The sequence below is a fragment of the Methanosarcina subterranea genome, assembly GCF_055385895.1.
The window spans coordinates 4,909,981-4,933,145 of sequence record NZ_AP042426.1 but is presented as its reverse complement, the minus strand read 5'-3'; the positions used below and the strand labels follow the sequence as shown (position 1 = coordinate 4,933,145).

General features: G+C 42.2%; 15 protein-coding genes. 6 read left to right on the top strand and 9 right to left on the bottom strand.

Annotated features, from left to right (window positions below; translation table 11 throughout):
- Positions 1-12: 12 nt before the first annotated feature.
- Both ACZ5A8_RS21495 and ACZ5A8_RS21490 read right to left on the bottom strand, forming a co-directional pair.
- Entirely contained in the window at positions 13-138 is a 126-nt protein-coding gene (locus ACZ5A8_RS21495) for a hypothetical protein (RefSeq protein WP_464531450.1), read from the bottom strand.
- Complete coding sequence (locus tag ACZ5A8_RS21490) at positions 125-2,764, bottom strand: CYTH and CHAD domain-containing protein (RefSeq protein ID WP_464531449.1); 2,640 nt, start codon at positions 2,762-2,764, stop codon at positions 125-127. The genes ACZ5A8_RS21495 and ACZ5A8_RS21490 overlap by 14 nt, the downstream gene beginning before the upstream one ends.
- A gap of 739 nt (positions 2,765-3,503) precedes the next feature.
- On the opposite strand from ACZ5A8_RS21490, the gene ACZ5A8_RS21485 reads away from it, so the two are divergent.
- On the top strand, positions 3,504-4,625 hold the full coding sequence (locus tag ACZ5A8_RS21485) for an ORC1-type DNA replication protein (RefSeq protein WP_464531448.1): 1,122 nt from the start codon (positions 3,504-3,506) through the stop codon (positions 4,623-4,625).
- Between the two features lie 296 nt (positions 4,626-4,921).
- Here ACZ5A8_RS21485 and thsB read toward each other — a convergent pair whose 3' ends face one another.
- Entirely contained in the window at positions 4,922-6,577 is a 1,656-nt protein-coding gene (gene thsB, locus ACZ5A8_RS21480; protein ID WP_464531446.1) for a thermosome subunit beta, read from the bottom strand.
- A 1,063-nt stretch (positions 6,578-7,640) separates the two neighbouring features.
- Between thsB and dnaK the strand changes: the two genes are divergently transcribed.
- Entirely contained in the window at positions 7,641-9,119 is a 1,479-nt protein-coding gene (gene dnaK / locus ACZ5A8_RS21475) for a molecular chaperone DnaK (protein ID WP_464531445.1), read from the top strand.
- 118 nt (positions 9,120-9,237) lie between these two features.
- Positions 9,238-9,951: a J domain-containing protein gene (locus ACZ5A8_RS21470; protein WP_464531444.1), complete on the top strand. Its 714-nt coding sequence runs from the start codon at positions 9,238-9,240 to the stop codon at positions 9,949-9,951.
- A 113-nt stretch (positions 9,952-10,064) separates the two neighbouring features.
- On the opposite strand, the gene ACZ5A8_RS21465 is transcribed toward ACZ5A8_RS21470, so the two are convergent.
- The 4 genes from ACZ5A8_RS21465 to ACZ5A8_RS21450 all read right to left on the bottom strand — a co-directional run bounded on the left by ACZ5A8_RS21465 (position 10,065) and on the right by ACZ5A8_RS21450 (position 14,486).
- On the bottom strand, positions 10,065-10,841 hold the full coding sequence (locus tag ACZ5A8_RS21465; RefSeq protein WP_464531442.1) for a DUF169 domain-containing protein: 777 nt from the start codon (positions 10,839-10,841) through the stop codon (positions 10,065-10,067).
- Between the two features lie 38 nt (positions 10,842-10,879).
- Positions 10,880-12,499 carry an O-phosphoserine--tRNA ligase gene (gene sepS, locus ACZ5A8_RS21460; protein ID WP_464531441.1) on the bottom strand — a complete coding sequence of 540 codons (1,620 nt, stop codon included), beginning with the start codon at positions 12,497-12,499 and terminating at the stop codon, positions 10,880-10,882.
- 317 nt (positions 12,500-12,816) lie between these two features.
- Positions 12,817-13,449, bottom strand: coding sequence for a translin family protein (locus ACZ5A8_RS21455; RefSeq protein ID WP_464531440.1), 633 nt, complete (start codon positions 13,447-13,449; stop codon positions 12,817-12,819).
- A 764-nt stretch (positions 13,450-14,213) separates the two neighbouring features.
- Complete coding sequence (locus ACZ5A8_RS21450; protein ID WP_322225262.1) at positions 14,214-14,486, bottom strand: UPF0147 family protein; 273 nt, start codon at positions 14,484-14,486, stop codon at positions 14,214-14,216.
- Between the two features lie 243 nt (positions 14,487-14,729).
- Here ACZ5A8_RS21450 and ACZ5A8_RS21445 point away from each other — a divergent pair, with 243 nt between their 5' ends.
- The 3 genes from ACZ5A8_RS21445 to ACZ5A8_RS21435 all read left to right on the top strand — a co-directional run bounded on the left by ACZ5A8_RS21445 (position 14,730) and on the right by ACZ5A8_RS21435 (position 18,115).
- Positions 14,730-15,341 carry an Sjogren's syndrome/scleroderma autoantigen 1 family protein gene (locus ACZ5A8_RS21445; protein WP_464531438.1) on the top strand — a complete coding sequence of 204 codons (612 nt, stop codon included), beginning with the start codon at positions 14,730-14,732 and terminating at the stop codon, positions 15,339-15,341.
- A gap of 1,003 nt (positions 15,342-16,344) precedes the next feature.
- On the top strand, positions 16,345-16,527 hold the full coding sequence (locus tag ACZ5A8_RS21440; RefSeq protein ID WP_229389277.1) for a hypothetical protein: 183 nt from the start codon (positions 16,345-16,347) through the stop codon (positions 16,525-16,527).
- A gap of 595 nt (positions 16,528-17,122) precedes the next feature.
- A complete protein-coding gene (locus ACZ5A8_RS21435) occupies positions 17,123-18,115 on the top strand; it encodes an IS701 family transposase (RefSeq protein WP_464531437.1) in 993 nt (330 codons plus the stop codon).
- Positions 18,116-18,198: 83 nt separating this feature from the next.
- Here the strand turns inward: ACZ5A8_RS21435 and ACZ5A8_RS21430 are convergent, their stop codons facing one another.
- Together ACZ5A8_RS21430 and glyS are read right to left on the bottom strand one after the other, a co-directional pair.
- Positions 18,199-20,727 (bottom strand): DEAD/DEAH box helicase, encoded by a 2,529-nt coding sequence (locus ACZ5A8_RS21430; protein ID WP_464531435.1) that lies wholly within the window; start codon positions 20,725-20,727, stop codon positions 18,199-18,201.
- Positions 20,728-20,967: 240 nt separating this feature from the next.
- Positions 20,968-22,815, bottom strand: a complete 1,848-nt coding sequence (gene glyS, locus ACZ5A8_RS21425) for a glycine--tRNA ligase (RefSeq protein WP_464531434.1) — start codon at positions 22,813-22,815, stop codon at positions 20,968-20,970.
- Positions 22,816-23,165: the final 350 nt, after the last annotated feature.

Genomic DNA, 23,165 nt, shown 5'->3' with positions numbered 1-23,165 from the left:
TTAAATCCTTCTTTAAAAATCAAATTCTTCTTTAAAGATAATGTTTTCTTCAAGAGTTTTATCTCCTTCAAAAATCGGAGCTTCTTCAAATTTAAATTGATTTTTAAAGCAAATTGAAAGTCTGTCAGAGGCTCTCATATAGGCTTCGGACTGAACTTTCAATTCTCTTTCTAAACTCTTCGGTTCGGACTTTTTCCCAGGCGTCCGAAAAAGTGTTGAGCAGGGTTAAGAGTTCTTCTTCCCTGTACTCAAGGTAGGCTTCCACTCCTCCAGGTCTTTCGGAAATTTGCGTTTCACTCGATACCTTTTCATTTTCCGAAGGTTCCCAGGTCCCTGTCCTCAGGTAAGAACCCAGCATTCCGGTTGCAACTGCTGCATCATGGAGATCTCCAAGGTGGTCCTGCAAAACTTTGAAATCTTTGATTAAGGTCTCAGCATCTTTCCCGAGTACGCTCTCAAAGAACTCCAGAGTATAACGCAGCCCTTTGGCTGCAATTCTGAGCCTGTGTAACCTCTCAACCGAAACATATGGCCCTTCCACCCATTCTGAGTAAGCATTTATGTCGGCTAAACGGGCATATAGAATCGAAGGAAGCACATCCTTTACCCTGTAAGGCAGAGAGTCATGTTTCTCTGTAGTTGTGGGGAGAGCCCAGGTTTCCGGAAAATCAAGAAATTCCGAAAAGTCTTTCTTAAAACGGCTGTATTTTTCACTGTCAAGGTAATCAAGCATGTTTTCCCTGGCTTTTTCTCTCTCCTCTGAAAGTGTAATAAAAAGGGGGTCAAGGTCATGTTCATGCCCCGAAGGCAGGGTTTTCAGGTAAGTTTCCGCTTTTTCGCGGAAAACGTCCAGGTCCCGGACTCCTCCCAGAGCACCAAGGGTTCTCCTGAGTCCTTTAAGGTGAGGTTCCAGTTTTTCGGATTCAAGGTATTCATCAAAAACTATTGCTGCCGCCCTCAACCTGCGGACTGCAACGCGCATGTCATGCAATTCTTCGATGTCCCCTCCTTTTCGGGCTCCTTTTTCATGGGCGAGCATCTGGGAGAACTGGTATGCAAAGATCCTGTGCGCAACAAAAGCCATCGAATCTTCCGGGATGACGGTGAATTTCTGAGTTTCTTTTCTTTTTTTCCTCTCAATTTTTTTTTCAACTTTGTCCTCAATTTTTTCCCGGTTTTTTCCCTCTCCCTTTTCTTCAGCTTCTTCTTGTTGTTGTGTTTTTTCTGAAGCTCTTTCTGAGCCTTCGGATTCGTGAGATTCCCTGGCCTGTGTAAATCGTAGTTCGGTGCTGAAGAGATATTCCCAGAGTTCGCTTCTTTTTTCCGCCTTTTTTGCAGTTTTTTCTGCATCAGGTCCCAGAAGTTCTATCTCAACTGATCCAGCAAGCTGTCTGAATCTGAAAGGCAAAAACCTTTGATTTTCGGTTTCTAAAGTACTGGCAGTCCGGAGAAAAGCCCCAAGAGTAAGGGCTTTGTTCTGGAAAGCAGGAGAAAGACCCGTATTTATTTCTTCAAGCGCGAGATAGAGATTTTTCTCATTTATTGAGAAGTCCTGAAGTTCCGTGATCAGAGCCAGCATCTTCAATTCATTAAGTTTCAGACCTTTCAATGGATGTGTGAGAATAATCTCCCTGCTGATCAGTGTTTTTTCTTCCCCTGATGCAGTACTTCCAATGTTCTGCAGGAGAGCTGCAAGCCCAAGCAGTTCTCTTTCCTCCTTTCCGAGCCCGTGATAGGCTGAAAGCCCATCAAAAAGGGCGAAAGCTCCTTTTTTTATATTTTCTGCCCTTTCTCCGTCAGCTCCATAGAACTTCAAAAGGGCTTCAGGAGTCCATTCCTCGTAACCGATTTCTGTCCAGCCCCTTTCCGGGCCTCCTCTTCCGGACTGGAAATAAAATACCATTTTCCCAGGAAGCTTTTCTTTAGTTCTTGTGAAAGGAAAGACTGAAAGCCTTTCTTTTTCAAACCGCGAGAGCAAAGCTTCAATCTCCGGTTCCGGAACTTTAAGTAAAAGGCTGAGTTCTGCAGGACTACTGCCTCTATCAATTAAAAGAAGAATCTTGGCATATTTGCCGTAGATGTTCTTGTGGTTTGCCAGCTGAGTACAGACAGCTCTTTCCCTCAGGTCCAGGAGAGTTTTTTCCGGAAGATTCTCCCTGAAAATACAGGCTCTTTCAAACTTGGAAAAAGGGCTCTCTACAAGTTTGTAATGACTGAGCAGGAAATCCCGGATATCCTCAAGTTCATCAATAGTCCCCCCGCTTTTAAGTTCAACTTCAAATTCATTGTAAGTTTTTTTCCTGCTTTCGCTTTTGAGGTTTACCCTGTCCAGATAGAGGTCAGCTATTTGCTTTTCTTCAAGCTTTAACTGGCGAATTATTCTTTTCTGTTTAAGAGTAATAAATGGAGACAGGTTAAGCCCTGAAGTAAATTCGAAAATCATATTTCTGATCCGGAGGTCAGGGCACTCAAGTACGGAAAGCCCTTCGGGCAAAAAACTGACGTGTTCCTCTCTCCTGTGGGTTCCGCCTTCAAAACCTCCAAGGCTTTTGATGGTAACCCATTTACCTTTTTCTCCTGAGGCTTTTCTAACCCTCAGGTAGTACCCTGCAGCCATAATGTCTTTATTTTCAGTATCAAGAAAAGCGTCCTCGATTAGCTGGATCTGAGCTTCAGAAATTGTGTAAGAGGCAAGCCTGGAGAGATTTTCAAGCGCTTTAAAATCTGTCTCTTCCGGTACCAGAAATTTCGATTCAATTTCCACTTTTTTCCTCCCCGCCCCGCTATGAATTCCGATTATATCTTACTTATTTCAAATATAGCCTTATTTCAAACATGTAGCCTTATTTCAAGTATGTAACCTTATTTCAAATATGTGGCCAACCTTCAAATATGTACTCAGGAATCTATTATATTTTTTAGTTGTCCTCTAATTATTCGTTCATTAATCTTATACTGCTCTTTAATCTAAAGCAACTTAATCTAAAGCAACTTAATCTAAAGCAACTTAATCTAAAGCAACTTAATCTAAAGCGGCTTTAATATAAAGCGTCTTAAACACAATAACAGGGTTAAATCATAAGTTTTTTCTTTACCCGGGGATTGGTTCTATATTACCGGATTATTAGTTTTCCCGGATGATAACCCGAACCGCAAAGTAATGGTTCAGGATGAGCTTATTAAGCCAGTAATAATTCAAAAAAGCTAAAACGTAATAAAACATATTTATTAAAAATTTAAACAGAGCAATAGATATATTTAGCAAAATTTAACTTATTTATATCAAACCGGGAGTTTGACCTTTTAAAACCTGTGTTCAAACTTTAAAGCTCATAAATATTTAATTGCAGTATGCACTATTGAGATCCAGCCCTTCAAATACTTTTACAGATCAGCACTCAATCAATAGTATCCAGCAATTGTAAGATATCGGGTAACGAAAATCCAGCAGCAAAAAGTGATACATTATAAAGGATACATCAATAAAAAAGGAGTAAGTTTCCTTGACAGGCAACGATATACTACTCTGGGATGAAACCCTATTTAAGGACCTTTCGGTACTTGAGCCGGATTATCTCCCGGAATATTTTCCCCACAGGGATTCACAGTTAAATGCGCTCAGGTTTGCGCTCAGGCCAGCCCTGCGTGGTGTGCGGCCTTTAAATTGTTTGCTGGTTGGGCCTCCAGGAACAGGAAAAACCAGTGCGGTTATGAAGGTTTTCAGAGAAGTTGAGATCCATGCCCCAGGTGTTGTAGTTGTAAAGGTCAACTGCCAGATCGATTCCACGCGTTTTGCCGTAATTTCCAGGATTTACAGGCAGTTGTTTGGGATTTCCCCTCCTAATTCCGGGGTTGCTTTTCGGAAACTCTTTGAAACGGTTGTAAATTTCCTTATTTCTTCGGAAAAAGTTCTGATTGTGGCGCTGGATGACCTTAATTATCTCTGTTGTGAAGGACACGCCAATGAAGTAATGTATTCCCTGCTCAGAGCTCACGAGCAATACCCTGGAGCAAAGATAGGTGTCATCGGGATTGTAAATGATGCATCTGACCTTTATTGCCTGGACTCAAGGGTTAACTCTGTTTTCCTGCCTGAAGAAATATCCTTTCCGAGATATGGGGAGGCAGAGATTCTGGACATTCTTAAGGATAGGGTTAGATACGGCTTTTACCCGAAAGTAATTTCTGACGAAGTGCTGGAACTTATTGGATCGTATGTGGAAAAAACAGGAGATTTGAGGGTTGGGATCGACCTGCTCAGACGTTCAGGTTTCAATGCCGAGCGCAGGGGAAGCCGTATGGTCCTATCAGAAGATGTGGAAAAAGCCTACGAGGCTTCCAAGCTTCTCCATCTGTGCAGGGGCATAAGTCTCCTCTCAGACTCTGAAAAACAGCTGCTCGAACTGATAGCAAAGACAGATGATGTTAAGGCTGGAGAACTCTACAAATCCTTCCACGAGCTGACACAGCTCGGATACACCCGTTTCTATGGCATGGTCAACAGGCTTCAGGCTTTAAACTATGTAGATGCGGACTTTACAGGCAAAGGCAAGCGAGGCAGGACACGAATAATAAAAACAAAGTATGAAGCTGCTGATATCCTTAACTGCCTTAAAAAAGGCTGAATACTGATTTAATTCGAATACATTCTTTTATAAATTCTTTTATAAACTCATTTATAAATTCGTTTATAAATTCGTTTATAAGATTTTGTTGCAAAAATAGCCTGATTGCTCAAAAAAACCTGAAAAAGCCTGAAAGAAAAAAGAGAACGGAGATTCACATGGCTTTTCCGGTGAGAGGCCGGAAAACAGGCTTTCAGGCTTAAGTATTTTCTGACTGAACTTTAAAAAAGGAGCAGTAAAAAACTGCCCCTTTCTCTGGATTCAATCAATGTTTGGTCTATCTATTTTTCAGGAACTTACATCATTCCTGGTGGCATTCCGCCCATTCCGGGCATTCCGCCCATTCCTGGTGGCATTCCGCCCATTTCTTCAGGGCCAGGGGCTGCACGGGTAGAAGCGATGATGTCATCGATCCTGAGGATCATGACTGCAGATTCTGTGGCTGCATTGATTACCTGGGTCTTGACTCTGAGAGGCTCAACTACAAACTCCTTCCACATGTCAACGACCTTACCCTCGTAAACATTGAGTCCTGCGGTCTTCATGCCTTTCTCGTGCTGGGAGCGCAGCTCCATGAGCATGTCGATAGGGTCAAGTCCTGCATTTTCTGCAAGGGTTCTGGGGATAACTTCGAGAGCTTCGGCATAGGCCTTAACTGCAAGCTGTTCCCTGCCTTCGAGTGTTGCTGCGTATTCCTGGAGTCTGAGAGCAACCTCAACTTCAGGGGAGCCGCCGCCTGCAACGAGTTTTTCGTCTTCGATTGCAACGCCTACAACACGGAGAGCATCTTCAAGGGCACTGTCGATGCTGTCAACCACATGTTCTGTGCCGCCGCGCAGGAGGATGGTAACAGCTTTCGGGTTGTTGCAGCCTGTGACAAAGGTCATGTTGTCGCCGCCAACCTTCTTCTCTTCCACGAGCCCTGCATATCCGAGGTCTTCGGAGGTGACTTCGTCCAGGTTGGTGATAAGTTTGCCGCCTGTTGCTCTCGCGAGTTTTTCCATGTCGCTCTTCTTGACTCTGCGGATGGCAAAGATGCCTGCCTTTGCGAGGTAGTGCTGGGCAAGGTCTTCAATGCCCTTCTGGCAGAAGACGACGTTTGCACCGCTGCCGATTACCTTCTGAACAATCTTCTTGAGCATCTGTTCTTCCTGGTCTAGGAAGGACTGGAGCTGGTCAGGAGAGGTGATTGAGATTTCAGCGTCTACTTCAGTATCTTTGAGTTCGATTGCACTGTTAAGGAGGAGGAGCTTTGCGTCTTTGACTTTCTCAGGCATATTGGAGTGAATTCTTTCCTTGTCAATAATCATGCCCTGAATAAGCTCTGAATCTTCAACTCTGCCGCCTACTTTCTTGATAACGCTGATGTTTTCCCTGTCAACTGTCTTTTTACCGTTTGTGTCGACAACGCTTGTGACAGCGTCCACGGCAATTTCGGAGAGGAGTCTCTTGGAGGCCTCTGCACCTTTTCCGGTCATGGCGGTTTCGGCGATGCTGACCAGAAGGTCACGGTTAGACATATCCACATACATTGCCAGGGAGTTAAGGACTTCAACAGCTTTCTCGGCTGCCAGCCTGTACCCGGATGCAATGATTGTCGGGTGAATCTCCTGTTCTATTAAATCCTCAGCTTTCTTTAAGAGCTCGCCTGCGACCACGGCTGCACTGGTGGTTCCGTCGCCTACTTCATCGTCCTGGGTCTTGGCGACTTCTACAACCATCTTTGCTGCAGGGTGCTCGATGTCCATCTCTTTGAGAATGGTTGCCCCGTCGTTTGTGATAACCACATCCCCCATTGAGTCCACGAGCATCTTGTCCATACCTTTGGGACCAAGGGTGGTTCTGACTGCTTCGGCTACTGCCTTTGCAGCCATGATGTTGTTACTCTGGGCATCTCTGCCTCTGGTTCTCTTACTTCCTTCTTTCAAAATGAATATTGGCTGTCCTGCCATAATTTAAATCCTCCATTAGTGTGAATTTGGAATGTCTCTGTAATTAAAATCGCATTTTACATGTTTGTACTTCTATATAAACTCATCCCGCAGGTCTATCTAGAATAAATGTGCTTTGATGTTTGCTTCCCTTAAATAACAACCCGGAATGAACCCGTTTTATACCGGATTTTTTTAAGAGAAAAGGACAGATTAAAAAGGCTGGATATGCACTTAAAAGACTATAAACAGTTCAGCATTCGACCTATTTTCAGAACAACCTGAGCAAATAACCCGGAAAATTACATGGAAACAACGTGAAAAGTTAATTTCAGCTTATAACAGGAAAAAGTAACATACAATCTGGCATAGAAATATTAGATGATACCAAGATGATATCTGTAATAATATCGGGTAAACATTAAAATTGTCAAGTTAAAGCTGTCAGGCAATTTAAGCAATACTAAGGGATGTATTTAATGTATAACTCTTAAAACAAAATTATTTTTTTCCAGAGAACCTATAATCCTTATTTCAACAGTATCCTGAAATTTATTGTATTAGTTCTCTGAAGTTTCCTGAAATTATTCCATTAGTCTTCTGAACTTCTCTGAAATTTATTTCATCAACTATAATGAATCTTACTCATCTACAATTATAAAACATTTCAATATGTCTTCGTATTTTTTCTTTTAGTATTTTCTAGCTGTAATTCTGAATATAAGACTAATTCCATATAGTACCTTTTCTTTTCTGTAACTGTCAACATATTTCAGGATGCCGTGAATGGTGCTCGTCTACCCTTTTTATTTTTATAACCTGTGTAATTTCTTTTAATTCTTCACCTCTGTTTGAGATGGATTAAAATTTTGACTCCATATTATTTCTCTCTAGCGAAAACCTTTTTTAATCTCATCTCCTTTGTAATACTAAAAAATATCAAGAAGAACTTTTTATATCTAAGTGAATATTATATTTTATCTTTACTATATCTCTACATTTTAATTTTATATGTATATGTTACAACTGCAATAGAAAAATTAATATCTCTTAGAAACGTTATAAAAATTTTGGGGGTGCGCCAATGGCAAATATCAGAGGAAAAGTACTGGGCATCGACCTGGGAACCACCAATTCTTGTATGGCGATAATTGAGCTTGGTGAACCCAAGGTTATCACCAATTCGGAAGGAAAAAGGCTTACGCCTTCAGTTGTAGGTTTTTCAAAGAAGAATGAGTTACTTGTAGGCGATCTTGCCAAAAGGCAGATGGTTTCCAACCCTGAAAACACTGTCCAATCCATAAAGAGGCATATGGGAAAACCCGATTACAGAGTATCACTGAATAATGAGAAATATACTCCTCATGGAATTTCAGCAAAAATCCTTCAAAAACTAAAACATGATGCTGAGAAATATTTAGGTGATGCCATTGAAAAAGCGGTAATTACTGTTCCTGCTTATTTTAATGATTCCCAACGTTTTGCAACAAAAAAGGCAGGCGAACTTGCAGGCCTGGAAGTACTTAGAGTCATAAACGAACCTACAGCGGCTGCGCTCGCTTACGGCCTAAAAGATGGAATTGATAACCGAAAAATTCTGGTTTACGACATTGGAGGCGGTACTTTTGATGTTTCAATTCTTAAGATTAAAAACGGAATTTTCGAAGTACTGGCTACAAGCGGAGATACCGAACTAGGCGGCGATGATTTCGACAGGAGAGTCGTTGAACACTTACTTGCCAAGTTCCAGGAAACTGAAGGTAAAGACCTCTCAGATATGTCTCAGGCGATGCAACGCATTAGGGAGGCTGCAGAACGCTGCAAGATTGACCTGTCCACTCTCACAACTACAAATGTTAATCTGCCCTATATTTTTGAAAATAAAACCCTAGATATAGATGTAACAAGAGATCAGTTCGACGGGATGACAGAGGACCTCATTAAGAAAACTTTATCAATTATGGAAAAAATCCTGCAGGATGGAAAGCTTTCTCCTGCCGAGGTCGATGAAGTTATTTTTGTAGGGGGCTCTACCAGAATACCTGCTGTAGTGAAAGCTGTAGAAGAGTTCATGGGAAAAAAAGCTCTTCAGAACATTAATCCTGATGAAGTAGTAGCAATGGGGGCTGCTGTTCAGGCAGGAATCCTTGGAAATGAATATCTTAAATCTTCCAGGGAGGAGGTTGACACGGGCAACCTTGTGCTTCTTGACGTGACCTCTCTTACACTAGGGTTTGAAACCGTCGGAGATTTGATGGCGCCAATAATTCCAAGGAATACAACAATTCCTACAAGAAATAGTAAAACCTTCACCACACATTACGACAACCAGAGGGTTGTAAGAGGTAAAATCCTCCAGGGGGAAGAACGAGTTGCATCAAAAAATGTTACCCTGGGAATGATTATTCTCGATAATATCCCCTCTGCTCCAAAAGGTATCCCGCGTATAGAGGTTACTTTTGATATTGACGCTAACGGAATAATAAATGCTACGGCTAAAGACCTTGGGACCGGGATCATGAGAAGCGTGACTATAGAAAGGCCAGAGGGTCTTAACGATTAATTGCTTAATCGATTAATGTCTCAATAACAGATATACAGTTCAGATACCTGTCAGATGTACAGTTTAGGTACAGTTTAGATATACAGTTCAGAGATGCAGGTTCAGAGGGTGAAATGCAGTGGATTATTATCAGCTTTTCGACATTCCCAGAAGTGCAAGCCCTGAGGAAATCGAAGACAGATATCATTATTTTGCAAAAAAATACCATCCGGACAGAGCCAGGTCCCCGGATGCACATGAAAAGTTCATACAGATCAAAGAGGCTTACGAAACTCTTAAAGACCCTCAAAAAAGAGAGACATACGATAGGTCTTTGCCCCCAGAAGAGAAGGCAACGGAGGTTTATGCTACTTCTCAGAATTCAAACCAAGAGGTTACCCAGGAATCACCGGTACCAGAAGTTCCCGATATGCCGTCAGGCTCTAAATCCCCTTTCCGAACGACTACTATATCATATGTTTCATTCAAATCTGCCAGTGATCCCCTGAGCCCCTTTCAGTCCACTTCCTCTCCAGAAGCCGAGGCTGTTGACTGGTCCAAATATGTTTATTCCGGAAAACATCAGGGTTCTGAAGACGAAGATCCATCAGGAAAATCAAAAGGGGATAGTGCCGACTGGTCAAGTGTAAAAGTCAAGTATCAGGGGCTGGTAGAAGAAGTTGACGACAGCAAACAAAAAAAGCGTTTTTCAGCTGGCTCTTTTTTACTGAAGACTTTTATCTTTGCTCTCGTTATTATCTTTCTCCTGGCAACAGTTGCAGTTGTTTCACCAGGTCAGTTAAAAGCTATAGGGCTCGAAAGTGTGGTGGACTTCTTCGCTAAAGTAATATGAAAAAAAGTTAACAGATGACTGAAGGTTATAGACGACTAAAACTGGTAGGCAACTAAAGCTGAAAGGCGCCTGTTATTACTTCGTTTATTTCTTCGTTTTTTATCCAGCGCCTTTTACTGCGTTGTTTCGGGAAGCTTCAAAAGTCCTTCTTCAATTTCCTCAATTTTCTTAAAAGCAATACCCAGAGGAACTTCGAAGTCTTCATAGCCGCTATGTTTTCTTGACCCTTTACACCCGAAAGATAAGCCTATGCCTTTTTCAAGAGCCAGTACAGTGCAGTCTCCACAGATTGAAGCCGCTCCCATTGTATCCATTACTGTTCTATTTCCTTCGGAATAGGCATTTGCCTGGACAACGCGCATAGCTTTCTCGGATTTAAGGAAAAAAATTAACACATCAAAGTTACCCCTGTTAAGGGACAGAGGTTCGATCACTATGGAGCAAAATTTTTTCTTTAATCTTGGAAGGGATAGGGCTGCTTTTTCTGCAGCCTGTATAGTCCTGTACCTTCCGGATTTAAGATAATATTCAGCAGGACTCTCTTCAGAGAATCCCAGAACATAGTCTCCGGGAGAGCAGCCCTGTCCGGAGATCCGAAACTTCTCTCCCATACGGGCTTTCTGCACAAGTTCGCAAAAAAGGAAGCCGGATTTCTCGGGAAGCTCTTCACTTGCTTTTCCGGTTACTTTTTCTTTGGGCATTACTTCGTGACATGGCACTGTTTTCTGGACTGGTACCGCTCCACTGGCTGGTACCGCTCCCCAGAATTCTTTTTTTGTGTCCTGTTCTTCTGTTTCGAAGGTCACACACACCGGCTCTCCAGTTTCCATCAACCGTCTGAGCTCTGAGTATCCTGAAAACGGTACTCCTTCTTTTTGCATATAGCCCATTCCTCTTTTTGCTGCTCGTCCCTGTTTTTACTTTTATTTCACTTGAAATCCGCTTTTACAGAGGTGAAGATCGGGCCCCTGATATCGATCTTTTTATTTTTACCAGTGATATACCGCTGGGCAGTAGAACCTATCTTCAGGTTAACTTCAGAGGGAACCTTGACAATCCGTACTCTTACAATGTGCTCATCTGCTCCGGACATTGCAGCCTCTTCAATTTCCCGTGCAGCCTGGGCAGCAAAAGACTCTATAAATTGTATGCCTGCCCTTGCAGAGTGGTTTTCAAAGGCTTTCTGCCATTTCTTGTTATTCGGGATTCCCAGAATATCTCCTTGATAGGCAACGACCTCATTAAAGGCTGCAGGACCGCAAAGCTTTGTATTCTCTTCAGGCTCGATTACGGAAACCTTAACCTTTCTTCCGCAAATCTCCCCTTCCCAGGCAGGGAATTCACAGGGACTTGGCTGTTCTCCGTGCAATTCGCACTGGGAAACTATGGCATCTGCAATTGCCTGACCCTCCGGAGTCTCAGGTGTTTTATCTACAAAGACCTGCTTTGCAAGTTCGCTGTCAGGCAACTCCCATTCGCTGTACTGCGGGATCTGCGGGTAGGTCAGGGAGCGGACATCAGGGGCATCATGCAGGATCATGGCAAGCCTTTCGACCCCGAGCCCTAGGTTCATCACAGGGTATGGAATATCATACTCTGCAAGGGCTGTCGGAGAGTATATGCCGAAAGTTGCAACCTCAATCCAGCCGTCCGAATACTTGGAGTTCGAGCCCACGAGTTTTGGGTGGAAGGCAAAGACCTCTATCTGGGTGTCAGGCACATAATACTTGCTGCGCTTTTCATCGGGCCTGAAGAGGAATTTTTCAAAGCCGAACTGGGAAAGGAGTCCCTGGGCAACAGCTTTTCCGTGGTCTACGGTCACGTCCTCGTCCATAATAACACAGGAAGCTGAGTAGTAGGTCATGAGCCTTGAGGCATCTTCCTGCTGCTCTCTCCTGAAACAGCGGTCAATCGAGAAGAAGTTGAAAGGAGGCTCTTCCCGTTCAAGGAGGGAGCTGAGGGAAATGAACCAGCCGCTTGTCATGTGGCTGCGCAGTGTTTTTGTGCTTGCCTGGGGTACAAGCTCTTTGAATTCAGGAAAAACCCTGTCAATCATATCGGCTACAAGGGCATCCGAAACTCCAAGGGCTGCTGAGATTTCGGGAACCAGGTCATCTCCTTCAACCTTCCCTTTTTTGTAACCGTGAAGGACCTTCCTGATTTTATCTATGCCTTCGTCCCCGATGTCACCCAGGATTTCTATTACCTGTGCAATGCGCTCGTCAGAAATTCCTACATTGGGGCGGGGCAGGCCTGCAAGATAGAAGCAACGGTCAAGGACTGCGAGGGCTTCGCTTCCGAACTGTTTGTGAACCTCTTTTTCATCAACTATAAGTGGGTTCATCATCTCTTCAAAACCCATACGCAGATAAGCTTCTCTCAGTCTCTGGATCGTATCATAAACAGGATGAGCCTTCCCGTATCTCAGAGTGGTTCTCGGGTAGCGCTCGTTAAGTGTAGGTGTTTTGACCATTTTTTTGCCCTCGTTCCAGGCAAGGTCAAAATTCTCCTTTGCATCCTTTTTTATTTTTTCTGGATCAAATCTCATGGATATCCTCTTGTAACTGATACCGAAATTCCGGATCTATCAGACCCTTACGGTTTTATCGTTTATATGCATATGTTGAACTGTCTGGCAGCCCGGTGAAGTAAACAGGATAACGGGCTTCAGGTAAATGAGTGCTAAATTGTAATGTAACTGCACTAAATAGTAAATGATTTTAGTGGTTATTGTGAAATTATTTATCTCTCTTTCTCAGTCTGTATCTCCACCAGGCCGCTGAAGGAGAGACTGCCTTAAAGTCCAATTGTCTTAAGCCGGGATTCCTTTTAAAGCCCGGATTCCTCTTAAAGTCCGGATTCCTCTTAAAGTCTGGATTTCAGGCTCTGCATTGCAAGCTCAAGTTTTTTCTGCTGAATTGAGTTTACAACGTCGCCGCGTGTTTTTTCTATTAAGGAGCGGGATACATCTGTCTTTCGTCTGAGCCCTCTGGTTATTGCATCAGGGTAGTCAAAGTCCATAAGGACTGCATGGATATTTTCCATAATTCCCAAAAAAACTTCGGCTTTTTCAAAAGACTCTTCCCTTATAAGGTCAAGAACATGCCTCCTGAGCTCTCCTACTACATCTCCAAGCCCGTTAAGGTATGCAGCATACTCAACCCCAAGCTCATCCGGAGACGGAATATTTTGCGGATCTCCTTCATCTTTAAGCAGGCTGTAGACAATTGCAACTTCCGAATATTCCTGCTGGGAATGTTCTACAAATCCGGCGTGATAAATGTCAGCATGTCCTTCGAATCTGGCTTCAAGTTTTTTTAAAGCTCTTCCAGCTGCCTCTATGCTCTTACCCGCCTTTTCAAAGTCCTTCCCATGCAGGGCAAAACTTGCTGTCCTGCATTCCCTGACAATTTCCCTTGAGATTTTCAGTCCTTCTTCCCTTATCTTATCTTTAACTTCGAAATTCTCCCTTATCCGGATAGAAATTTCTTCCAGCATTATTTTTCCCCCCAATAAGCTTTCTAAGCTGTTTATATTTCTGTGATACCGGTTTTCTACCTGCATTATGCTATTCGCTATTTGTTACGTATTTTTATGTGTTTTCCGTTTTTATGCTTTTTCAAACTTCTATGCCTCTATCTCATAATTCCTTTGTAATTGTATTATGTCTATAGCTCCGATTCATCTCCCCAATTAATTGTCTTAATTTATTGACTTAATTTATTGACTTAATTTGTTGACTTAATTTATTGACTTAATTTATTGACTTAATTTGTTGACTTAATTTTTTTATCCTGTATAAAATGACTCTGAGGTCCTTTATATTTTTATCTCTCTTTTCATCCTTTTTTTATACATGCACTTCCTAATATTTATTGCCTTGATATAAAGTAAAATTTGATATAATTTAAAATTCGGTCCGGAAAAATAAGGTAAGAAAAGATAGAAAAGATAGAAAGGATAGAGAAAAGATAGAGAAAAGAAGGAAAAAGATAAAAAAGGTTTTTTACCTTAAGATATTACGTTGTCGTTATCCCTTACCTTTCGCTTAATTATAAAATCAGGCGGAGGAGACTACAAAATTATCAGGTCGCTTCCTTTCCGACTTTTTCTAGAATAAGGTAAAGTTCGGGATTTTTTAACAGAATCGTCTCAAGAAACGCATCTGAGCTTTTTTCTTTCCGGGAGCCGAATAATTTTTCAGGCGCTCTCGGAAAAAATCCTTTTTACGGGATTAGAAAAATCTTTTACTTTTTCTGGTTTTACTCGTCTACTGGAATGGTTTCGAGCTGGCTTGAGAGATTCCAGATTAGAGTCCTTGTGTGTAGAGGAAGGTTTGGATCATTGCTTATATCTTCAAGAATGGAAATGCTTGATGCTGCTCTAAGGAAGAGAGGTTCGGATTCGTTGTTCAGGATATCTATGATTTCATTCACAGAACGCCTGATATTTCTTGGAACTGAAGAGTCACTTGTTATGCTGTCTAAGACCTGAAGGCATTGTCTGATAACTTCTGCTGAATCATTTGATGACATCTGAATCACCTGCGCAGTCAATTATGATAAAAATTAGAGCTAATAAATTAGTGTAAGACAGGCTTGTTATATAAAATATTATCGGTAATTCTTGAACCCGATTGCTTCAGTGCCTTCTCTTTCCGATTTTGCATGCGGCTCTTTTTCCGCTTTGTGAATTATAAGGTAGTTTCATATAGAGGGAGCTACAGGAAAAATCTTATAAAACAAGTAAAAAGCTATGCAAAAAGGAAGGTTAGGCGTATGGATTCTGAGAAAGACCGAAAAGTAAAGCGAATAGCCCGTTTCCTGGAACTCGGGGGCACAATGCTTGCCGAACACTGCAAAGTATGCGGAGCCCCAAAATTTCGTTACCAGGGCACGGTAATCTGCCCTGTATGTGATGTCCGGGAAGAAGATGAAGAAACTCCGGCTTCAGAACCTGCGGCAGAAGTCCAGGCTCCGGAAGCCAGATCTTCTATTGAGAGAGACAGGCCCTCTTTTGATACCAGAAAGAAAGTACAGGCACGCAGACAGAAGCCTGGGTTCGGGCAAAGGACTCCGGAAGCTGAAGAGGATGATATCCTTGATTTTGTGGAAGAAGAGATTCCAGAGACACCTTATGAGGTCGAAGAAGCAGGAGGGAAGGCTTCTAAAGTTCAGACTGCTCCTGCAGTCCGGGCAGGGAAAAAGACGGAATTATCCACAGTTTCTACAGCGCATGAAGACTCCAGGGTGCTGGAAAATCTTCTCTTCAAAAAGATGGTCAGTATTGCGTCTTCCCTTCAGGGTGAAAAAAATCCGCGCAGTATTGCTGAGCAGTTTGAGCTGATCGAAAAAGGTATCAGTTTGATAGAGCGGCTGAGGCAGGTATAAAACCTTAATTGCAGGGAAAGCTGAAACAGCCCGGTCAGGGATGGGCGAGCCAGAAATAAATTCAAATTAATAACAGATTAGGACTTACGCTGTTGAACTGAGAAATCAATAGCAATAAACCTCTAACTGTATAATACATTATACAAGCCACAATGCCGAATGTGCTTGATTTTGTACTTCAAGTGCGTAAGTCCTACAGATATAAAATAGTACAAACAGATAAAAATAGTATTGAGAATGTGAAGGATTAACTATGTCTTGAAAAAGGTTCCTGAGAAGAGGAAATCCGGAAGAAAATATTGCAATAAGATAGATTTTGTAGGGAAATAAACTTTTAAAGAGGGTTAAAAGCAAAAGAAATGTTTTTCCGGGCAAAATACGAAAAAAGCAGTTCTTCTGAAAACCTGCCTGAAAAATCTAAGTTTCTCTGTTCCTTTTTCATCTTTAAGAAGTTTAGTATGCCCTGACTGCGGGAATTTCCCCGAGAAACTAGGAGTTTCTTTCAGAAAACTTTGGTCTTAATGTGTAATATTTCTCCCACACGCCTGCGGCAAACTTCGCATGATGCCGATTTTGCTATGTAAGGCATCTTTTAAGGCATTTCTCCCTTTTTTATGTGGCTGCTTTTATTATAATCATGGTATACATTTGTTATATATTTAATGAATTTTATTTTTCTCATACTTCCTGATCTTTCATTACAGTTTCTGCACTTTTTGATTACAGGAATCCTCTTTCCTGTTTTCAATTTCACTGAACATGTATTTTGCCGTAGTAAATATCTTTGCCGCATGATTTCGTTTTCCTCTTTAACTTTGTTAACTTTCGTGAGGCAATTTTAGATGAGAGTTTTTCTATAACTATTTATCATGATGGATTCTGCCCTTTCTTTAAACATTGGCACTTTGAAGCTGTATGGATCTATCACGATTTATCATAAATTTCTTTTAGGTGTGTTTATATTTTATGACCTGATAAATGTATATTTAGAGGTGATGAAAGCATGCGAGAGATATACAGAAACCTGCTTTCATGTCTGATTACCTTTTTGAGGTTGCTTGGAGCGATGATCCTTCTTTTTCCGTTTGGATGGATTTTCATTCTCCTCGGTGTGCTGCCTGAGCCAAAGTGCACGGTTCACAGGCGGCATCTCGAAAAAATATTCTGCAGCGTCAAAAGGCACTGATAGGACAGGTTTTTCTCGCGGGGATTCCCTTGGGAATTCCTCTTTAAAAAACGGTTTTTTCCCGGAACCTGCAGGTTGAGCACTATTATTTCAGGCTTATAGTATGCGGTTTTCCTCGAATACTGTTATCAGCTATCCTCCTATGATCATAAAAGGTCTTTTTCAGCTTGACTCTCGGGAAAATTTATTTTTTATTTTTAGTCGTCCCCTGCCCTACAGCTGAGATATGGGATCGGAGTACCCAGTCAGGTATGATTTCGTTTTTTCTCAATTGTATGCAGGCTGGCTCAAGCCGCGTACGGAGCATGGAAAAAGAGAAGTTGAGATAGAGAAGTTGAGATATTATTTACAGGCATTTCGGAATAAATGCCAATCAATCAAAAAAGTAGCATCTATTTTTTAATATATCCTCATTTGTCTTTTTATTAGTTTTTTATTTATCTTTTTACTTGTTTTTCATCAGTTTTGACTGTAATTTATGAGGTATCGAACTTTAGCTTTATTTCTATAGGACTTACGCACTTGAAATGCCGACAACTTAATGTCATTTAAAATATAATTATATTTTATTGATTCCCCAAAAACGTACGGAGTTATGGATATAAATCCACCCAAATGTAACGACATTGAATACATTAATTTTCTCATTGCAGCTTCTAACGTTTTTAGTTGCACTGAAGCTGCTAGATGTTATCCAAACGTAGCTAATGCTCCTTCTCATGACGCTTTCACTCGTTGCCTTCAAAGGCAACCTCCAGACACAGAAGCGTTATGGGAGGAAGTAAAAAATTATGTCAAGCTTGAGGAAGGCTACCTAATTGTTGACGATTCAACATTAGATAAACCATACGCAAAAGAAATGGCTTTTGTTCGTCGTATGTGGAGTGGAAAACATCATCATACTGTAAAGGGGATAGGCCTGGTTACCTTAGTTTGGACAGACGGTACAACCGTTATACCTGTTGATTTTCGAATTTATAACATCGATGAAGACGACAAAACAAAGAATGATCATTTCCTTGATATGCTTGACAAAGCCGAAGAACGTGGTTTTAATCCCGAATTTGTTTTGTTTGATACATGGTATGCAAGTGTGAAAAACCTTAAAGCAATAACGAAGAAAGAATGGCATTTCCTTACAAGGCTAAAAAATAATCGTTTGGTAAATCCTGACAACAAAGGAAATGTGCCACTTGAAACAGTAGAAATTCCTCCAAAAGGAATTGTGGTTCACCTAAAAGCATATGGATTTGTAAAGGTGTTTCGGATAGTTTCAAAAGATGGAGACACGCAACACTGGGTTACAGATATGCAGGATATGGATGAATCAAAACGTGAAGATTTGGCAAAGAAGTCATGGAAAATTGAGGAATACCATAGAGGGATTAAGCAGTTCTGTGGTGTCGAAAAATGTCAGGCAAGAAAGGATGAGTCACAGAGAGCACATATAATGTTCTCATTAAGAGCTTTTCTCAGACTGGAATTACAAAGAATCAAAAGTGGAATATCCTGGTTTGAAAGTGCTATGAAAATTAGAAGAGTGGCAGTGACAGCATATTTAAATAATCCTCTGTACACATTAAATTAATTTATATGTTCGGGGAGTGGGAAAAAACGATGTGCTAAGAGCCAACTGCGTAACTCCTATTCTATTAATTTCCTTTTTATGACTCATCCTTTATACGGGCTTTCAAGGACTTCTCTTATTCTGGCTGCCGTTTTAGGTCCGATTAGCTTTACGCCTTTCAATTCTTCGGTATCAGCTCGCATAATAGCTTCTACCGAGCCGAAGTGCAAAAGGAGATTTCTTGCAGCTTTTGGCCCTATATTCGAAATAGAAGAAATAAGGTATTCCTGCTGCTCTGCAAGAGTGCTGGCAGATTTCTTCCCGTGAGGATTGATTTCACGTTTGTTCTCTGTCTGCTCACGCTTTGCGAGCACCTTTAAAATAGAAGCTGTTTCTTCCTCATCCCGGGAATATAGAATGGATACCCCAAAATCAATTGCAATGGAAACCAGAGAACCGTAAATAGCGTTTGGGTTGATCTGCCTGGAAGTGAAGAGATCTTCCCCTTCAATTATCAGGACTGGTTTTTCGTATACTCTTGCAAGATCTGATAGCTGGGCAAAAAGGTTGCGTTTTCCGTCGATCAGAGAACTTGCAAAGTCATCCGTACGCTTTCTTTCCACTGCAAGGCGATCACTTACAACATAGTCCCCTACTTCGAGAGCCACAAAGCTGAGTTCCATACCGAGCCTGTCCAGGGTTTTTGCAACTCCACATTTTGTCTCCCTGTGGTCGATTACTATTCTGAGTGACTTTTTTATGCTTTCTCCTGATGCGGCTCCGAAATCTACAAGGGTTTTTTGCCTTTCTTTTACGTTTCCATCTGTTTCTTCGTTTCCATCTTTCTTTCCACTCTCATCTGAGCTTCTTTCCAGATTTATGTTTTTATCTTCTTCCCTTTCATCTCCATTTTTCCTGGAATTTGCAAGACTGTTGTTGTCGCCATCCTCATTTTCGTCTCTATTTTCGCTTCCTATTACCTTCAGTCCTACTTCTTCTAGTTCTAACTTCAGTTCTGAAATACAGGATAAGCCTTCGAAATCCGAAAGTTCTGAACTTTTCTTTGGAGCCTTTGGGGTAAGGATAGCCTCAAGCCCGTGCATACTGTTCAGCATCCTTTTTTCCTTACTTTTGCTGCTCCAGTAATAAGCTTCGTCCCGCGTGCCTTTTGTCACAAGCACAATTACTCTGCCTTTTTGCTGCCTGCCTGTCCTGCCCTTACGCTGGATGCTGCGAATTTCCGAGGGGATAGGTTCGTAAAATAGCACCATGTCCGTAGAAGGAATATCAAGCCCTTCTTCAGCAACTGAAGTGGCTACGAGGACATTATATTCTCCTGCCCTGAATTTGTCAAGGATTTCTGCCTGCTGCTTCTGTGTAAGTCCTTTGTCTTTATGACGCGAACCCTGCCCCACAAAACGAATAGGAACAATTCCCGGAGCGTCAGAAAGGGCGTTTGCCACTATCTCTGCAGTATCCCTGTAGTTAGTAAACACAATTACCCGGGAATCAGGGTTTTCTTCTAACTGTTCGGATACTATTTTCCTTGCAAGTTCGAGTTTAGGGTGCTCAATATCGCATTCCTTTACCCTGTACAGGGCTTTTCTCATGTAAAGGTCATCCATGAGCCTTTTTGCAGCCTTACTTGCGCTGCTTGAAGACGCTTCTGCGTCCAGTTTCTCCAGGTACTTTCTTAGAGTCTCAAGCCCCTGCGTCTCCACCATTTCCACAGCATGGTTCACCTTCATCATCTCAGCAACCACAGACATGGCAGAAAAAATTGCAGGGTCTCCACCCATACGAATTTCACCCTGGAGTTGTTTCTGGAGAAGCAGGAGGTCTTTTTTGGAGATGTATTTTCCACTGCCTGCAGAAAAGCCCAGTTCTCTTACGGTCCCTAGCCTATCATCGAAGATCTTTTCCAGATAGCTACGAATTTCAGCCATTTCGGCAGGAAGCAGGACCTGAAGCCATTCTATTTCTTTTTCCTGCACATAAGGGCGAACATCCCTGTCTTTCTCTGTTTTTACAGCTACGTTTTCAACATGTAAAGCCTGACATACCTCAGAGATTTTCTCGTCTGAGCTGCCCGGACTTGCAGTAATTCCCAGTACGTGAGGATTTTTGGCACTCTCAAAATACTTTTCCGCAATAAAGGTATAAGCATAATTTCCAACTGCCCGGTGGGCTTCGTCAAAGGTTATGTGGCTTACATCCTCAAGGCTGATCCGTTTCGTAAGAAGGTCGTTTTCGATAACCTGGGGTGTGGATACTATCAATTTTCCCTGTGCCCAGAGCTTTTCCCGCTCAGCAGGGGCAATGCTGCCTGTAAAAGCCAGAATTTCTTCTTCGGGGAGGGTCATTACCTTTTTAAAAAAAGCTGCGTGCTGGTCTACAAGGGGTTTTGTAGGAGAAAGTATCAGAGCTTTTCCTCCGAAGCGCTGGAGTCGGGATGCAATCACAAAAAGAGCTATAATGGTTTTTCCAAGCCCCGTGGGAAGTACAACCAGGCTTGACCCTTCAAGGGCTTTTCCTGCAAGGTTGAGCTGGTAAAGCCTCTGCTCAACTGTATCGGGCTTTATCAGTGGATGTTTCATACATGCCTGTTTCTCAGGAAAAAGACTTTTGTTCATTTTGATTCAAGGTTTTTTCAAGATTATCTTTTAAGTTATTTCGTTTCAACGTTGTTTTATTTCAATATTGTTTTATTTCAATATTGTTTTATTTTAATGCCGTTTTGTTTCAATGCTGTTTTGTTTCAGGGCTTTAATTCAATTATAAAAAAGCAATAGAAAATTAATAAAACTAAAAATTTTGCTGCAGGCACTTTAGCCCACAGCTTAGAAATTTAGCAGTATCCTTAATCCCTTAATTTAAAAGTTAAAGGACTTGCCTGCGGATTCGAAATTTCTGCCCCTGTAGATCAGCTCATAGAGCATGTTTTCGATTCCATTGATAGGAGCCCTTATCTGGCGCATTGAGTCTCTGTCCCTGATTGTAACAGTCCCATCTTCAAGGGTGTCATAGTCCACAGTAACCGAATAAGGGGTCCCGATTTCGTCATTTCTTCTGTAGCGACGCCCGATAGTCCCTGAGTCGTCATAATTGACGAGCAGGCTCTTTTCCCTGAGTCTTGAAATAATCTCCTTTGCCGGATCTGCAAGCTCTTTCCTGGTTAGGAGCGGAAGGACTGCTACCTGCACAGGGGCGACTGCACTTGTGAAATGCATAACAAGGCGAGCTTCTTCTTCGCTTTCTCCTTCACTTTCACCCTTTCCGGCTTCGAGTTCTTTTTTTGTTTCTTCTGCCTTTTCTACCTCTTCTGCACCTTTAAGTCCGGATTCGGCTGCCTTCTGAGCAACGTTTTCTTCATCAAAGGCATGCTCCATTACGCCGTAAAAGATCCTGTCAATCCCGTAGGAAGGCTCAATGACGTGGGGAATAACGTTTTCACCGCTGACTTTTACGGTTTCCTCTGCAAAGTCCACCACGTCTGAACTGACTGTCAATTCTTCCCCATCCACAGTCACTTTAATTTGATCTTTTGAGAGTGAAAGCTCTTCCTCTGAAAGCTGTTTTAAGGCATCTGCAACGGCTTTTGCTTTGCCCTTGAAGAGGGGACCGAGTTTGCCCATGTTTGGCTTTACAACAAAGCGGGTAACCATTTTTGGTTCGTCATATTCCACATAAACGTAAAGATCGGTCTTGCTGACTCTTGCATGGGCTTTGAGGTCGTAGTCCGTCCTGTCGGCAATTCCTACTATTTCAACCCAGCCAAAGCGCTCGGTCTCGATCTCAGCGTCCCAGCAATCAATTGCATAATGCGCCATCTCGTCCTTCAGGTGCTGCCTAAACCTGAGCTTTGCGGGATTCATCCCTACCTTTGTCAGGAACTCGTTGGTAAGCGCAATATTGTAACCCAGAACCTCATGGGCAATAACCCCGGTCTCTACAGCTTCCCTCACGGTCATCCTGATAGTCTCTCCCTGCTGCTGCCCCTTCTGCGAATAAAGAGCAAGTTCTCTATCTGCGAAACGCTCAAAATTCGGGTGTTTCTTGTTCCTGGGATCAACGAAAATCTCACACTCAGCCTGCGTGAACTCCCTGAGCCTTATTACGCCCTGCCTTGGCGCAATCTCATTCCTGTAAGACTTGCCGATCTGCACTGCCCCAAAAGGCAGCTTATCCCTGTAGAAGCGGGACAGCCTCTGGAAGTCCACGAACATCCCCTGTGCCGTTTCCGGCCTGAGGTACCCCTGCCTTCCGGTCCCGGGCCCGATTGTAGTCTTGAACATCAGGTTAAATTCATAGGCTTCCCCGAATTCTCCACCGCACTCGGGACATTTAACTCCTTTTTCCCTTATGACCTTCGTAAGGTCTTCTGCACTGAGAGTTCCTGCCGCATCCGTTACGTTTTCCACAAGATGGTCAGCCCTGAAAGCCTCTTTACAGTTCATGCACTCACATAGAGGATCGGAAAAGCCTCCAACGTGCCCGGATGCGATAAATACTTCCTCGATCCCTATGGTCGGGCACTCGATTTCCATATGCCCTTCCTGGATAACGTAAAACTCTCTCCAGGTCTGCTCAATCCGCCTTTTCAGCGTGCTCCCGAGCGGCCCGTAATCATAAAACCCACGGCTTCCGCCATACAGCTCAAAAGAGTTCCACAAAAAGCCGCGGCGCTTTGCCAGCTCGAATACTTTTTCGTATTTATCCATTTTATAAGTCCTCGTGAAATTGATCGGGGGATATTGGGTAATTGTGAATTTATGATTTGTTTGAAATATTAGATGGATAAAGGGAATCATTATATTAAATTTGCACTGCTCTGCATCAATTGGAAAATACAAAAGTGACGGTGAATGAGCAAACAGAGTTATTTCAAGATCTATATGAATATATGAATTTAAAAATCATTTTAAGTTATCAATAGTTTTTGTATCATTCAGTTACTGTATTAAATAACTAAATATTCTAAAAATTAAAACCAAAGTTAAAAAATATAAAATTGCTTCGTCTCTAGCATATATTCATGAGCTCATCCCAAAACCAATTTTATTCCCACATC